General features: G+C 48.7%; 11 protein-coding genes and 1 pseudogene. 10 read left to right on the forward strand and 2 right to left on the reverse strand.

The features are described from left to right. Window positions 1–106: 106 nt before the first annotated feature. The 3 genes and pseudogenes from OLMES_RS16665 (at window position 107) to OLMES_RS28645 (ending at window position 2524) form a co-directional block, all read left to right on the forward strand. A complete protein-coding gene (locus OLMES_RS16665) occupies window positions 107–1063 on the forward strand; it encodes an IS5 family transposase (protein ID WP_087460528.1) in 957 nt (318 codons plus the stop codon). A gap of 237 nt (window positions 1064–1300) precedes the next feature. Continuing rightward, a pseudogene (locus OLMES_RS16670) lies at window positions 1301–2158 on the forward strand (ATP-grasp domain-containing protein); the annotation flags it as partial. An 81-nt stretch (window positions 2159–2239) separates the two neighbouring features. Beyond that, window positions 2240–2524 (forward strand): cation:proton antiporter regulatory subunit, encoded by a 285-nt coding sequence (locus OLMES_RS28645; RefSeq protein WP_332454946.1) that lies wholly within the window; start codon window positions 2240–2242, stop codon window positions 2522–2524. Between the two features lie 115 nt (window positions 2525–2639). Here the strand turns inward: OLMES_RS28645 and OLMES_RS16675 are convergent, their stop codons facing one another. Next, a complete protein-coding gene (locus tag OLMES_RS16675; RefSeq protein ID WP_157678350.1) occupies window positions 2640–3917 on the reverse strand; it encodes a lipase family protein in 1278 nt (425 codons plus the stop codon). Between the two features lie 617 nt (window positions 3918–4534). Between OLMES_RS16675 and OLMES_RS16680 the strand changes: the two genes are divergently transcribed. The 7 genes from OLMES_RS16680 to OLMES_RS16710 are packed head-to-tail and all read left to right on the forward strand — an operon-like array spanning window position 4535 to window position 15086. Next, window positions 4535–5308, forward strand: a complete 774-nt coding sequence (locus OLMES_RS16680) for a hypothetical protein (protein ID WP_087462312.1) — start codon at window positions 4535–4537, stop codon at window positions 5306–5308. Window positions 5309–5322: 14 nt separating this feature from the next. After that, window positions 5323–7047, forward strand: a complete 1725-nt coding sequence (locus OLMES_RS16685) for a GH3 family domain-containing protein (protein WP_087462313.1) — start codon at window positions 5323–5325, stop codon at window positions 7045–7047. A gap of 3 nt (window positions 7048–7050) precedes the next feature. After that, window positions 7051–8184 carry a hypothetical protein gene (locus tag OLMES_RS16690; RefSeq protein WP_087462314.1) on the forward strand — a complete coding sequence of 378 codons (1134 nt, stop codon included), beginning with the start codon at window positions 7051–7053 and terminating at the stop codon, window positions 8182–8184. An 11-nt stretch (window positions 8185–8195) separates the two neighbouring features. After that, window positions 8196–9194 carry a hypothetical protein gene (locus OLMES_RS16695; RefSeq protein ID WP_087462315.1) on the forward strand — a complete coding sequence of 333 codons (999 nt, stop codon included), beginning with the start codon at window positions 8196–8198 and terminating at the stop codon, window positions 9192–9194. Continuing rightward, window positions 9194–10357: an efflux RND transporter periplasmic adaptor subunit gene (locus tag OLMES_RS16700; protein WP_087462316.1), complete on the forward strand. Its 1164-nt coding sequence runs from the start codon at window positions 9194–9196 to the stop codon at window positions 10355–10357. Before OLMES_RS16695 ends, OLMES_RS16700 begins: the two co-directional genes overlap by 1 nt. 12 nt (window positions 10358–10369) lie before the next feature. After that, window positions 10370–13777: an efflux RND transporter permease subunit gene (locus OLMES_RS16705; protein ID WP_087462317.1), complete on the forward strand. Its 3408-nt coding sequence runs from the start codon at window positions 10370–10372 to the stop codon at window positions 13775–13777. A gap of 40 nt (window positions 13778–13817) precedes the next feature. Next, window positions 13818–15086, forward strand: a complete 1269-nt coding sequence (locus OLMES_RS16710; RefSeq protein WP_087462318.1) for a hypothetical protein — start codon at window positions 13818–13820, stop codon at window positions 15084–15086. Here OLMES_RS16710 and OLMES_RS16715 read toward each other — a convergent pair. Continuing rightward, window positions 15049–15513 carry a hypothetical protein gene (locus tag OLMES_RS16715; RefSeq protein ID WP_087462319.1) on the reverse strand — a complete coding sequence of 155 codons (465 nt, stop codon included), beginning with the start codon at window positions 15511–15513 and terminating at the stop codon, window positions 15049–15051. The two genes, OLMES_RS16710 and OLMES_RS16715, sit on opposite strands and share 38 nt — an antisense overlap. Between the last annotated feature and the right edge of the window lie 53 nt (window positions 15514–15566).

Consider the following 15566-nt stretch of genomic DNA (forward strand, 5'->3'; position numbering starts at 1 on the left):
TTACCATCTCTTTTGCGCGATGCCATTAGCTAAAAGTCTAAGGCATCTCTGATTAATTAACAAAAATGATATACCATACCCCAAACAACAATAAGCTGGTTTGCACATGAAACAACAGAGTCTGGAAGCGACAGGGTTTGAGGTTTACCGAAAGAAAACCCGAAAAGAGATTTTCCTTGATGAAATGAATCAAATCATTCCGTGGAAGGAATTGAGTGACGCAATAAAACCCTATTATCCAAAACCTCCGAAAGGCGCAGGACGCAAGCCAGTCGGTTTGGAACGTATGCTTCGTATTCATTTCCTCCAGCATTGGTTTGAGTTGTCGGATCCCGGTGCAGAAGAAGCACTCTATGACTCAAGAGCAATGCGTCTTTTTGTTGGGATAGATTTGGGCAAGGAACCTGTGCCAGATGAAACGACTATCTGTAAGTTTCGCCATTTGATGGAGAGGCATAATCTTGGTGGTGAGCTGTTTCGTTTAGTGAATGTTTATTTGGAGGAGAATGGTTTAAAGGTATCACGAGGCACGATAGTTGACGCCAGCATTATCAACGCACCAAGCTCAACCAAGAACAAAGACAAACAACGCGACCCGGAAATGAAGCAGACTAGGAAAGGCAACCAGTGGTATTTTGGCATGAAAGCACACATTGGTGTGGACAGCAAAACCAAGCTGATTCATTCGGTTGTCGTGACACCTGCAAATGTTCATGACTCTCAGGTGCTGGAAGATTTACTTCACGGAGATGAAACTCGATTATGGGGGGATTCTGCTTACGCTGGCCTAAAGGAAGTGCTTAAAGAGCGAGCTCCCAATGCCAAAGATTTCACTCAGAGAAAGGCGTATCGCAACAGGCCGCTTTCAGATCAGGAAAGATCGTCAAACCGATTCAAATCGAAAATACGGTCTCGTGTTGAGCATGTATTTGGCGTGCTGAAAGGCCAGTTTGGTTACAAAAAAGTGAGATACAAAGGGTTGGATAAGAACGCACATGCGGTATTTACAAAATGTGCGTTGGCGAATATTGTGCTTGCCAAAAGGCATTTGCAGCCAGTTTAACAGGCAAGTTGCGCCTTGTAGGCGCGTAACGGCCACATAAGGTGGCAAATCAGGAAGAAGACCCGCTGATTTTGACGAGATTTGCCGAAAGTGGGCTTCGTCTATAAATATGGCTGATTAATCAGGCCTTCCCTAAATTAAAGCCTCTGATTACATAACCACCACTTTCATGTTTGCATTTTGACCACAATGTACAATCCTTATACACACATTTCCCAAATAGCAGAGAGGCTCGAAATGAAGCTGGCCATTCTTTCCTGTGGACCCAAATGTTACAGCACCCGACGACTCAGAGAATCTGCCGAGGAACGCGGCCATGAAGTCAAGGTCTTGAATACATTGAAATTTGCAATAGATCTGGAGCGCGGAACCCCCAACCTTTACTACCGACAGAAAGAGCTCGCGGATTTTGATGCCGTACTTCCGCGCATCGGCGCGTCCATTACCTATTTTGGTACAGCAGTTGTTCGTCAGTTTCAGGAAATGAATATCTTCTGTGCCAATACCGCCCACGGCATTTTGAACTCCAGAGACAAACTGCGCAGCTTGCAGCTATTGAGCCGCCACCATATCGGAATACCAAAGACCAACTATGTCAGGGATAAAAAAGATGTACTGCCTGCCATTGCAAGGGTCGGAAACGCCCCCGTCATCATCAAATTAATTGAAGGCACGCAAGGTATCGGCGTATTACTGGCAGAGAGTACAAAATCCGCCGAAGCGATTATCGAATTATTACAAAGCCAGAAACAGAACGTACTGGTGCAAAAGTTTGTTGCCGAGAGCAAAGGCAAAGATATTCGCGCATTTGTGGTGGGGAACCAAGTGGTTGCTGCAATGCGCAGGGTTGCTCAAGGCCAGGAGTTCCGCAGCAATGTGCACCGGGGCGGCATGACAGAAGCGGTAGAACTCTCCGACCAATACAAAGAAACAGCGATTCGTGCAGCACAAATAATGGGCTTGCAAGTGGCCGGGGTTGATATGCTCGAAGGCGCGGACGGCCCACAGATTATGGAAGTGAATTCATCACCGGGACTTGAAGGCATCGAAACCTGTACAAAACTGGACATCGCAGGTGCGATTATTGACTACATTTCGGCTCAAGTCGATTTTCCCGAAATTGATATTCGCCAGCGTTTAACCGTCAGCAAGGGCTATGGTGTCAGCGAGCTGTATATCCCCCATGAATCCCATTATATCGGCACGACAATTACCGATTCAGGCTTGCCAGATCAAGATATTAACGTTCTAACTCTTTATCGCGGCAACTCAATTATTCCTAACCCCAAATACTCTCGCAAGCTTGAAGCGGATGACAAATTGCTTTGTTTCGGCAAACTGGAAAACATGCGCAAGCTTATCTCCAAGGAAAACAAGCGGAAACGAAGCCCCAAAGTGCTGAAACTGTCAGAACAGGCTCAAACCGGCTCCGAAACAGATACTGATCCTGAGGATCATTGATCGGTTAGCACAGCCGGGTGGGACATCAAAAACAAAGAGCCCCTCAAACAAACGTGCCGCTCAATCTTTTTTGAGCGGCACTTTTTTGTTCTTCAACTGAGCCCGTATGAATGACCTATTCACAAGCACCATCAACACCGGGTAAAGAGTCGGGCAATAATACAGCCAAGTCTGGATTATCGGCGCTGAACACGTTATGCATACGAGGCCAGTAACTCATATGACGAACAGTTGCACCGTACTGAGGCCCACCTGCCCATAGACAAGGTGCAGAAAGCCCCAGCATTTGGGACGCGCTGGCATTGAGAAGAAAATCACCATCTTCATACAGGTTATTGATATTGCCAACGTGATAGAACATGGGTGCTTGTGTAGCCAGTGGTGCGGGATCCCCCTCTACACCCCAGCGATGCACGTTACTCATTTCAGCTTCGAAGGCATTTTCCCAATCACTGTCCCCGACCGCAGGTGCACCAAAAACGTGTACGCCCTGAACATCAATATTATGGTCATGCTGTAATCGGAATGCAGTGAGTACAGACACCGCACCACCTAAACTATGCCCGGTTATCCATAATTTTCGCCCTTGTAACAAGGGCTCTATTGCCTCCAGTACATCATCAAAAATAATGTCCATGGCATCATAAAAACCATTATGCAAGGTGACCACGTTCGTTTGATAACTGATACAGCGGATGAAGCAATAGCTGACAAGGTCATAACCCCACTCCGGTTTGGCATAGGGCCAAAAATCAATATTACTTTCCTCCCAGTCCAGCCAGCCTTTCGACCCTTGAAACACGACAAAAACCGCATGATCGTTATAAAACACATACGCCAGACTTTCACCGCCAACCCCACCGAGATCCCAGAAAGACGAAAACGAACGCTCGATAACTTCCAGGTGTTCAAGACCAAGCTCTTCGGCCAGTGCATAAGCCTGATCCCCCTCACTATCGACACCATAGCCCGGATTACGATAGGAAACGGCCGAAAGCTGCGAAAGCAGATAGGCATTTATGATTACACTTTCGGGGTCTTGCTCATAATCCAACTGATTCTGATCCGCATCAAAATAGTCAAAGGCTTTGGGCACAATACCCGGCGTACTGTCAGGGGAATCATCAACGTCACCAGAACCACTGCTGCCACCAGTTTTGGTCTCACAAGGAATAACTTGACCTGTAATTTTATCAATTTTGAAACAGGTATCTGATGCCTCTCTTAACTGCTGAGTAATATCACTTTCGATAAGACTGTTCCGATCAGCAGTGTATGAAATCCGGGTACTCTCCAGGGACGCCGCATTTGCAGCAATCGGCATCAGAAAAGAGCAAGCCAGAAGTGTCGTTTTTGCAACTTTGGTGATTCGGGTGTGGTTGAGTAATTTCATCTTGTTACCTGTTTTTAATTTGAGTATGTACCGCGAGAGATCTTCGTGCCCTGGGGCCGTTTCTGTTTCCGTTGCTATGGGTTGCGCTAATCTGGAACCCACACCATCAATGCGGCTTAAAGGTTGTGCTTCGCTACTCAAAAAAAGGTAAACACCAAAAATTAAGAAGGACTGGGCAGACAAATATCGCTAAAACCTTCTTAGCGCTATTAGGTATCCACCGCCTTGTATCCTGATAAATCCAGTAAGCCTGCTGCTTTATTTTTGTGTGAACTGCACAACGTCAATAGGGTGATAGCATTCTCACATTCTCAATTAAGTAATCATATAACTTACATTTGTATGTTTATTCTTTACGCATTTATGCAAAATTCGCAACACTTCATGACACTTGTACCATATTGCTATTGGCACATTTGTACGAGTTAACCCGTTATATTTAATGACATTATGTAACGTTTTATGCTTAAAGGTGGAATTAATAGTATTTTTATTGAGCTCCCACCTAATCATACCCAGGCAAGAGACAGCTAAAAAACAAATATAATAACTAACAATTGTTATCCATTTTTAATGGTGATGTTCTTCCAACTGTAGGGTAAAGAAGAGGGGTTTATATGAAAGATCCAAAACAAAAAGTCTATGCCAGCTACTACCCGCTGAAATCACTTACGATCATTGACTTGGGTGCGATGCATGACTTGTTTATCGATTATTACCACAACGTTGATTTTGCTGTTTTTTACCAAGATCTCAGCAAAAAAGATGGCGCTATACTTTTACGCGAACGGCGAAGCAAGAAAATTGTTGGCTTCAGCACACTGCAGCTGATACCGCTTGAGTGCGGTTCACGAAAAGTGAAAGGTGTGTTCAGTGGTGATACGATTGTTGATCGGCGCTATTGGGGGAACAGAGCACTCTTGAGTTGCTTTGTGCGGACACTGTTCAAATTTAAAATCAAAGATATCCGCACTCCGCTCTACTGGCTCCTGATATCCAAAGGCTATAAAACCTATCTGGTACTCGCGAACAATTTTCCGAAACACTACCCCCATCACGCTAAAAGTAGCAGTAGCCGAATGGCAACTGTTATCGATAACTATTGCCAGACTCTTTACCCCGACGCATATGATCGAAGCCGACAGCTACTCGATTTCGGTGAGGGCTATCAGAAGCTGAAAGAAGATGTGGCTGGTATCACCGACAAAATGAAATCCGAAAACCCGAAAATACGGTACTTCGAAGAGAAAAACCCCACTTGGCGGGACGGCACAGAACTCCCCTGCGTTGGCGAGGTGTCTTACTCGGTCTTTTTAGTTGTCTTGAAAAAAATCACTCGCGAGTTCCTTGCACGTTTCAAGACCCGCAATGCAGTGCGGGCCAGCTTGTAATCCGGTAGAAAACAATGTTTAAGAAAATTACGGCATATGGCGCACATGCTGCTGTCAATAAGTTTAGTCAAGCCGGACATAAGCAATTTAAATCTGCGCTCAAGTCCCCTGAAACTGTGCAACGGGCAAAGCTCAATCAGATTTTAAGCGCTGTCGCAGATACCGACTCTGGCATTAGCCTGGGCATCCAAAAAGGTATGTCCTGGGAGCAGTATGCCGATAGACTACCCGTGTCCGACTACAATGGATGGTCAGCTTTGATCAGTGCACAACAACAGGATGGCCGGTTACGCTTGAGTTCCAGCCCCTGTGCACGCTATCAGCCTACCAGTGGCTCAACGTCAAAAATAAAGTGGATACCTTACACCCAATGCTTTCTGGATGAACTGGATCAAGCCATCTCACCCTGGATGGCTGATTTGTACCAGCGCTTTCCAGGCATTCGCCACGGTAAACATTACTGGTCACTCTCCTGGGTGCCAACGTCAATGCGTACACGGGACAATGAGTCATTAAACGATGATTTGAAGTTACTACCCTGGTGGAAACGGATATTCATGGCATCCAGCAAGGCCGTTCCGGACGCTGTCGCCATGGCAGAAACCTCGGAAGACTCCCTGTTTGCCTCCCTCTGCTGTTTACTCAGTGCCCGCGACCTTTCATTTCTCTCAGTCTGGAGCCCGACTTTTGCTTTAACATTGCTTGAAGGTCTGTCCGGGCACCGGGAAGAGATTATTCAGATACTACGCTCGGGTCATTGGGGTTCTCGTGCCCCAAGACTCAGTGCAGTCCCCTGCCCCAGGTCACCTTACGTTGCAGATATGCTGAACGAGTGGGATGGCGCTCTACATTCAGACTTTACCGCCCAGCTGTGGCCCAAGCTGACGTTGCTAAGTGCATGGGATACTTCAACCTCAGCCATATGGGCGCGTCAGCTACAACAACTCTTTCCCCAATCGGCATTTCAGGGTAAAGGACTCTGGGCGACAGAAGGCGTTGTGACGATTCCATTTGCAGGCCAGTATCCACTGGCGTTAACCAGCCACTTTTATGAATTTCAGGATTTTGAAACCGACCGCATCCATCCGGCATGGGACTTGAAAGCGGGCCAGGTGGTCCGACCGCTTCTCACCACTGGAAGCGGATTGTTACGCTACGGTTTGAAAGACAAACTCAACGTTGTCAGTTACCTGGATGCATGCCCTTGTTTCGAGTTTCTGGGACGGATGGACGGCGTCGACATGGTGGGTGAAAAGCTCAGCCCGGAAATAGCGATGGAGTTAATCAATCTATTCGATCAGAGTAGCTATCGTGATGCCGGAATCTATCCCATGTCCCTATTGGCCATTCCACAACAGTCAACAGAACAGGTGCAGCCAAACCAGAAACCATCACTACCTTATTATGTGCTGCTGTGCGAAACCAAAGACGCATCCCACCAGCCTGTTCCATCGAAACTACAGTTGAAAGAGAAAATACGAGCCGTGCTGGAATCCCGGCTCCAGGAAAACTTTCACTACCGACTCGCCAGGGAGTTGAACCAGCTGAGTCATGCAGAGGTTTACTGTGCCCCTGATGCCAGATCAATTTACCAACAACGGGGAACAGAGCGCGGCATGATTACCGGAAATATCAAAATTGAACCGCTGGTACTGTGGGACGGGAATTATTCGTTCAACTGTCACTCTGGAACCTCCCCGAAAGTGCTGCCTACAGCAACAACGCTCGAAGAGGTCTGAACCATGGCGATTCGATTCGAAATCAGACCTGCTGTCGAAGAAGATCTGGGCGCACTCCATGCATTGATCAAGGACACCCCTCAAGCCGGGGAGATCTGCTTGAATTTTGAACGTGCTCCTGACTTTTTTCACGGTACAGGCGTGACAACACAGCACCCTGAAGTCTGGGTAATGAATGATTTAAAGACGCATCGCCTTGCAGGTGTTTTCAGCATTGGGCATCGAGATGTGTACTGTAATGGCACGCGTCAGTCGATCCGCTACGGGAATGACCTGAGAATTCACCCGGATTATCAGGGGGGGCGGACGCTATTTCGCCTGTTCAGTCAGTACCGGAAAATCATGCAACAGGATTGGATGCAGACCATAATTCTGAGCGACAACACCCAGTCACTCAACACGGTTGGCAGTGGCCGGGCCAATTTACCGGTATATTTCCCGTATGGCACACTGCATACACACATGGTGTATCTACGTCGCCCCAGACGCGGGCTTCGCAACTTGGCCCGTAACTCGAAATACCGTATCCGCCGGGCGCAACCCGGGGATATTGAACGGATGCAGGACTATTTCAACTGCGAAGCCCCCAAACGACAGTTTTATCCTCACTACGAATTCAGTCAATTGGAAACCGGTGACGGCTACTACCGGGACTTGAAACTGTCCGATTATTTTCTGGTGTTCCAGGAAAATGAATTGCTCGGTATCACCGGGGTATGGGATCAAAAAGAGTTCAAGCAGACACGGGTCATCGACTATCAGGGCAAAATGAAACTGCTGCGTCATGTCAACAACATGCAAAGCCTGTTTTTCGGCGGTTTGACCCTGCCATCCCCCGGCAAAACACTGAACTACCTCCTCATTCACACCGTGCTGATCAAAAACGATGTTCCAGAAGTGTTTGAAGCGTTGTTCGCATTCATTTTTAACGAATACAGCGCTTCGAAGCGCTCACAGGCAGGCAAATACAACGCACTAATCTGCGGACTTTCACCCGATGACCCACTTACGCCTGTGCTGCGCCACTACCGAAGACAAGTGGTCACCAGTAAACACTTTATTGCCAGTTACGGTGAAGACCCACGCCCCGGATTCGACGCCAACCGGCAACTCTATCTCGAAGCCGCACGATTGTAGGGAAAACAATTATGACAACCAAAAAACAGTCTACAGACTATATTGCGATGTGGTTTGCTGCGCGTAAGGAATTCGGCATTAACGATGATATGCGCGTTGGCCCCATGGATACCACCACCCGTGAAATCAGCTGGTCAACCTTCCCGCACAGTGAAATGGATGGCCTTGGCGGGCTGGCAACCATTTTGCGGAGTCACGGATACCCTTGCGAAGATCTGCCGGTTTCATCAGAGAAAAAACCACCCTCGCTGATCGAACTGCTGCGCCTGATGTGGCAAGCACCGAAACATTCCGCAAGTAAAACGATTCAGTGGCGACAGACCTATCCCGACTATGCCACAGCCAATCCGGAGAATAGCAACGACGCGCCGATAGCCACGGGGTATTTCTCGGAGGACGAAACCAATCTCATTAAACGCATGGCCAAAAAGCACCGGGTCGCGCTCAATGTCTATTTGTTCTGGGCATTGAACAAAGCCATCGCCGAAAATTTACTGGCCGGTCAGCAGGAGTATTTCTGGTTCTACCCGATTAATCTACGGGGCCCGTTACAGCTGGCCAACGATACAATGAATTATTCTTCCGGAATCAATATTCAGTTGAATAACACGATCTCGCCAGTGGAAATACAGCAGCGTATCAAAATCCAACTGAAAGCCAAAAGTTACTGGCTACTCTGGTGGCAAGCGCATATTGGCAAGATTATTGGCTACCGCGGCGTTCGCTGGCTGTACCGCTATATCAGTGAACGACAATTCTATGCTGGCTCATTCAGCTTCCTTGGCAACTGGCCACTGAAGTCGCCCAAAAACCCGCCAATTGACGAAAACCAAATTTGGGTGACCTGCGGAATTGGTACGAAAAACTACCCCGTCTCGAACGGAATTTTGATCTGGCATAATCGGCTGTCATTGGGTTTGAAATTGCATCCCTATATTTGTCAGGATCAGAGTATTACCGACCATTGCCTTCAGGAGTGGAAACGAAATCTGCTAAAAGGTGCGCTGTAATGATCCGGCTACTTCAGCTCATCATTCCGGTTTGCATTGTGCTTGTAACCACGTTGGGCATCTACCTGCTATCGGCAAATGCACCACAGGCCAAACCTCACCCGGTAACCGCCCAAATCCCCCTGATACAGACTTACAAGGTAGTCAAACAAACGGTCAGCATCCCCGTACACAGTCGTGGCATTGTGCAACCCAAAGCGAAGTTAACGCTGATTGCCCAAGTACCCGGAACCATTATTGACGTGGCCAACGGGTTCAACAATGGTGGCTTTTTCAAGAAAGACGATGTCTTGATCCAAATCGACCCGGCCCACTATCAACTTGAAATGACCAAAAAACAGCATGCGGTGGATGCAGCACAACTCAACCTTGAAGAAGTGAAGGCAAAAGCCAATGTCGCCCGCAAGATCGCAAAAACGGGCGCGACGGATTTTGCATTGCATATTCCACAGGTCGTGAATGCACAAAGCCAACTTGCTGCAGCAAAAGCCGATCTGGCGTTGTCGGAAATCAGGCTACAACAAACAATCATCAAAGCACCGTTTGATGGTCGCTTCCGGACAACAGAGATCGATCAGAATCAATACGTTATCCAAGGCCAGATTATGGCCGAAGTTTTCGCATTGGACAAAGCCGAAGTTCGGTTACCGATTTCCGATCAACAGTTAGGGTTACTGGAATTGCCAACCCCCTTAACAAACAACATAAAAGACAATACAACGCCCCCTGTCACCCTGAGCAGCGATATCGGTGGTCGCAGGTACCATTGGCATGCCAATGTGATCCGCTCGGAAGGGGGACTGGATCAAAACCGACTGCAGTATGTCGTCGCCGAAATTCAAACCCCTTATCTTGCAGACACGTATCCCCTTGAAATGGGGCGTTTCGTTGAAGCCGAAATCAAAGGCAGAACACTTCAACATATTGCGGTGCTACCCCGTCAAGCGATCCATAGCGGCAACAAGGTCTGGGTACTCAACCCGGAACATCGCCTGAGTGCAAGAGCCGTGGATATTGTTTATCGGGGAAAATCAGAAACCTTTGTCGCACAAGGCCTTAACGAGGGTGAGCTGGTGGTGCTGACGCCCCTGGACTTTGCCATAGAAGGCATGCAGGTTGCTGTTTCGACGACCACACATGCAACAACCCAGCAACCAAAATAACGACAGTCTGCGATGAATACTTTAATTTCCTGGTTTACCCATCACCGTGTCGCTGCCAACCTGTTAATGTTCACCATTGTAGTGTTGGGTCTACTGGCTTTGCCGGATACTCGGAAAGAACTACTGCCAAATGTCTCTCTGGAGCGCATATCCATAGCAATTGCATACCCTGGCGCAACGGCAGAGGAAGTCGAACGCGCGATCTGCACACGGATCGAAAACAATATCTACGATCTGGAAGGTCTGCTGGATCTGACCGCTCTGGCTACAGAAGGGCTCTGCTCAGTCACTGTCGATGTCGCGGAGGGCTTCGAGACAGATAACCTGCTTGAGGAAATCAAGTCCAGAATTGAAAGCCTGAACACCTTGCCGGATGGCAGCGAAAGAGCCCTGATCAAGGAACTGCAGGTTCGGAACCGAGTCGCCAAACTGATTATCGCCGGGCAGGCCGCACCATCCGCATTGAAAAAGCTGGCAGAAGGTATTCGCAACGATTTACTAAAGTACCCGGAAATCTCAATTGTCGATATTGAAAACGTACGACCCTATGAAATTTCGATAGAAGTAAATGACCGATTACTTAATCGCTATAACCTGAGTTTTGATACCGTCGTAAAAGCTATTGAATCCACTTCGGTCAATATGCCCGGTGGTACCTTGAAAACACCTCAAGGCGATATCCTGATTCAGACCACGGGCAAAATTGCAGTGACCGATGAGTTTGCCAAGATCGTATTGTGGGCAGACAACGATGGTGGTCGAATCAGCCTTGCAGACGTTGCAACCGTCAAAGACGGGTTTCAACGTGGTGAAAATCAAGCCAGACTGGACGGCGTGCCCTCCGTATCGGTAGACATCTATCGTGTAGGCAATCAGGACATTACTGCAATTGCACAACGCATAAATGACTATGTTTCCACGCCGGATCGCTATATCCCCGATGAAATTACCTTGTCAATCTGGAAAGACGACTCCAAGCTGTTCAAAGGCCGTATCGATTTACTGCTGTCGAACGCACTGACCGGACTACTCCTACTCATGCTCGTTCTGCTGCTGTTCTTGAGTCTGCGCATGTCGTTCTGGATCAGTGTCGGCATTCCTGTTGCCTTTATGGGGGCATTCTGGCTCCTGCCAGTGCTGGGTGGATCGATCAATCTTATCTCATTGTTCGCATTTCTATTGGTACTTGGAATCGTCGTTGATGACGCAGTAGTCGTCGGGGAAAGTATCCATCAGGCGCAAACGCCAAACGACCAAAAACTTACCAACAATTCTTTTCGTCAGGAAGACCCGATCAACGCTGCCATTAAGGGTGCCCAAAACGTTGCCAAACCGCTGACCTTTGCCGTTCTCACCAGCATAATTGCATTCTTGCCCCTGCTCTTTCTGCCAGGCCCGGAAGGCAAATTAATGGAAATCATCCCGATCGTCGTGATCACGACACTGGTATTTTCACTGGTTGAATCCTTACTTATCCTGCCAGTACATCTTAGCGCATCACCGTCATCCAAAGCGCCAGAGCCAGGCAGAATACAGCGCTGGCAAATGCGTTTCGCAAAGGCTTCAGAGCGCTTTGTTGACCGACACTATCGGCCATTTCTTAATCATGCATTGCACTGGCGCTGGAGCTATTTAACGCTTTTTGTCGCGCTATTTATGTTTTCAATCACATTGGTGGTTTCCGGCTGGATACAAGTTGTACTTTTTTCATCAATTGATGCCGATATTGCTACCGCAGAAGTTGCCTTTGCGGAAGGCACGCCTGCGGAAGAAACCAGCCGCGCCATTCGCCAGATCGAAAATGCGGCTCTGACGCTGCAACAAGAACTGGCCGATAGCCAAAACCAAAGCCCGATAATTCGGGTATTTTCGGTTATTGGTCCGCAAGATAAAATATCCAACGCTACACAACTGCCCAATCAGGACCACCGCGGACGGGTCTCTATTGAATTGTCTTCGTCAGATAACCGGTTAATCAGCAGCAATGCCATTGTTCAAGCATGGCGAGAGAAGGTCGGTGCCATCGAAAATGCGACCGAACTGAAGTTTTCTGCCGACCTGATCACCCCGAAGCCTGACATTAATATCGAACTCTCAGGCGATGATTTTCAGGCACTCAAGCACGGTGCGGAGCAGCTCAAACAGTCGCTGGCCCAGTATCCGGGGGTATACGACATTCGGGATAGTCAACAATCGGGTAAACCCCGCGTGGAAATCACCCTGAAACCCACGGCACGGGACTTGAACTTGACCTTGCAGGATGTCGGCTATCAGGTGCACAGTGCCTTTCATGGTGTGGAAGTCCAGAATATCCAGCGAGGTGAGCAGGACGTTAAGGTTTTGGTCCGGTATCCGGAAACAGAGACACTGTCCCTCTGGCATCTCGAAAACATGCGTATTCAATTGCCTTCTCAAACCGCGCAAAACTCCGGGGTTCCACTCATCACCGTTGCCAATGTTTCCTACGGCCCTGCTGCAGCGAGTATCAAGCGTTATGAACGCCGCCGCGTTGTCTCCGTAACAGCCTATATTGACCCTAGCCAAAGCGCGCCAAGAGAAGTGATGACCCAACTGGAACAAACGGTGCTGACACAACTCACCCAGGACGGTCATCTGAAATGGAGCAAGGCCGGCAAACAAAAAAGCATTGGCGAGTTTATCACCATTCTCAGCAAGGGTTATTTACTGGCCCTGATCGGCATGTACCTGGTTATGGCCATTTTGTTTTCGTCGTACAGCCAACCACTGCTAATCATGTTTGCGATTCCATTTGGCTTGGTCGGCGCTTTATCCGGTCATTTGTTACTGGGCATCGACCTTACGCTGTGGTCTTTGATTGGCATGGTGGCCGTCAGTGGCGTCGTGGTCAATGACACGCTGGTGTTAGTGGACTACATCAACCAGAAACGCGCTGAGGGTCTCCCCTTGCAAGCCGCAATTGCTGAAGCAGGGGTAAAGCGTTTTCGCCCGATCATGCTCACCTCGCTCACGACCTTTGCCGGTTTGACCCCACTGATTATGGAATCCAGTATTCAAGCTCAATTTCTCATTCCCATGGCGGTCTCCATGGCATTCGGGGTCATGTTTGCAACCTTGATCAGTTTAATTCTGGTACCCGCAATCTACATGATGCTGAACGATCTAACCCACTTTATTCAGCAAGTCGGATCCAGGCACCTCGACAGACACAAACAGCAAACGCCCAATGACCAACTTGATAATGTTGATACTGCTTACCAATTTGGTTATCAGGCCGGGCTCAACATGCGGCATAAATCGAAGCGTCCCCGAGCAACTCACAACCCCTACCGGGATGAAGTCCTGTCCTCGGGGTGGGAAGCAGGTTATTACGATGGCCAACAAGCCTCATGCGTCATTGATGGCGACTCGGCAATACAGGTCAGCTCAGCAGAGACCTGAATCAGAATACAAATAAAAACAGAAAATACGAGGTACACCCATGACTTATTCCCGCAAGCTCTCCCCCATCGAGCGCTACTACATCAGCTGCGATAAACGCACTTTTCCCTTCGCCACACCCTGCCTGAACCAGATGACGCTGGAAGGCAGAGGCAACATCGATGAACGGGCCTGGGCCGATGCGGTTCGGGTTGCTTCGCAAGCCAATCCGGGCAGTCGTGTTGTCCTGAAAGGCCATCTGGGGTTTGCTAAATGGGTCGATTCCGGTAAAACAGCGCCATTTCGCGTGGTGAATGGTGGTGACTGGAATGGGCAAAGTGATGTTGGTGCCCCTTTTTTGAACGACCCGCTCCCGGCACGGGAAGGACCAACCTGTGAAGTGTTACTGGCCAAATGCACCACCCGGCACTACATTATTTTTCGCAGCCATCATGGTGCGATGGATGGTAGAGGCACACAGCATTTCGCTGATGATGTATTTCGGGTACTGCGCGGCCAACCACCTATTGGCGAGAACAACAACCTGTCAGACCTTGAGCTGTCAGAAACACTGACCGAAGCACGCAGTGAGCTCATAACAGATGAAGTAACTGCCCCGACCGGTACGCCCAAGGGCAACAATGCAGAACGCATTTGGTTGCGACGGACAGTCAAGGGTAAGTTCAGCAAGGTGCTGGCCCGTGTTGCCATCAGTATCGCCAACTCGACACGCCGCCATTCAGATACCGCGGTTCGGTTTCAGCTGCCCGTTGATATGCGCGCCCGAATAGATGGCCTGCGAAGCACAGCCAATCTGTCCGGCGGCCTGGTTATGGGGGTTAACCCGGATACAACCATCGAGCAGTGGCAGCACACCATTAAAGATAATCTCAAGCACCTGCGGGAAGCCCAGATCCCGCGTTTCATGAAATTTGTCCCTGTGCGACTGCTGTGCTGGATTTCCCTGGCGATGATGCAACGTTCAAATGAAAAACTCGCGCAAAAACGCATGATTTCAGGCCGTTATCGAACCTCTGGAATCTTATCCAACCTTGGTTTGGTGCCTGTTGACAAATACCAGGGCGGCGGCTTTATAACAGATTCAATATTCTTTATTCCACCGGATTTCGACACCACAGCCTACTTTCTGACAATAACCGGAACCCGAGAGGGAGTCGAATTCGTGTTACGCATGCCCCGCTTCCTGGCCTCGGAGGGACGCATCGAAAAAGCACTTGATGATATCGAGTACGACTTGCAGCAGAGTACCCGATCAACTCCGGATGCTCAAACTAAAGAAAGCTCAAAAAAGCAACTAGTAACCAGCTGACGATAAACGCGGTCACCCCGTAACGGATGAGCAAAATTCCGGGAATCGCCCTGAAAATCCCGGGCTTTTGCCACCGGATTGGCGTAATCAAGAGATACGACTCCAGTCCCCGAGTACACCAGAGCCACCACAGAATAAACAGCCGCAACCCCGCCATAACAACCCAGGCTGAAAGCAAATAAGGGTTAGACAAATCATCATCGAAAATGTAGAACGGGTCTGCATAATTCGCATGTAACTGAATCCCGCCGAGCATGGCCGAGGGAATGCAAATCATCAATACTAATGTCAGGCAGACTTTATTGGCATCAGACTGCAACGCCGGAGTTTCTCGAACCAATGGCCTCGCCCGACGCTGAATGGCATAGGCATTAGCCATCGCAAAAAGAATAAGAAGAAACCAGAAGTATTTTAGTAGCAGGCTCATAACAGACTGACTCAGCTTTTTTAATGGTCAGGGAACACAGACCACAAATTACC

This window comes from Oleiphilus messinensis, from assembly GCF_002162375.1.
GTDB lineage: Bacteria > Pseudomonadota > Gammaproteobacteria > Pseudomonadales > Oleiphilaceae > Oleiphilus > Oleiphilus messinensis.

Coding starts and splice junctions, on each gene's coding strand:
- OLMES_RS16680 (WP_087462312.1), top strand. CDS start 4,535: ATGAAAGATCCAAAACAAAAAGTCTATGCCAGCTACTACCCGCTGAAA.
- OLMES_RS16685 (WP_087462313.1), top strand. CDS start 5,323: ATGTTTAAGAAAATTACGGCATATGGCGCACATGCTGCTGTCAATAAG.
- OLMES_RS16700 (WP_087462316.1), top strand. CDS start 9,194: ATGATCCGGCTACTTCAGCTCATCATTCCGGTTTGCATTGTGCTTGTA.
- OLMES_RS16690 (WP_087462314.1), top strand. CDS start 7,051: ATGGCGATTCGATTCGAAATCAGACCTGCTGTCGAAGAAGATCTGGGC.
- OLMES_RS16710 (WP_087462318.1), top strand. CDS start 13,818: ATGACTTATTCCCGCAAGCTCTCCCCCATCGAGCGCTACTACATCAGC.
- OLMES_RS16705 (WP_087462317.1), top strand. CDS start 10,370: ATGAATACTTTAATTTCCTGGTTTACCCATCACCGTGTCGCTGCCAAC.
- OLMES_RS16695 (WP_087462315.1), top strand. CDS start 8,196: ATGACAACCAAAAAACAGTCTACAGACTATATTGCGATGTGGTTTGCT.
- OLMES_RS16715 (WP_087462319.1), bottom strand. CDS start 15,513: ATGAGCCTGCTACTAAAATACTTCTGGTTTCTTCTTATTCTTTTTGCG.
- OLMES_RS16665 (WP_087460528.1), top strand. CDS start 107: ATGAAACAACAGAGTCTGGAAGCGACAGGGTTTGAGGTTTACCGAAAG.
- OLMES_RS16675 (WP_157678350.1), bottom strand. CDS start 3,917: ATGAAATTACTCAACCACACCCGAATCACCAAAGTTGCAAAAACGACA.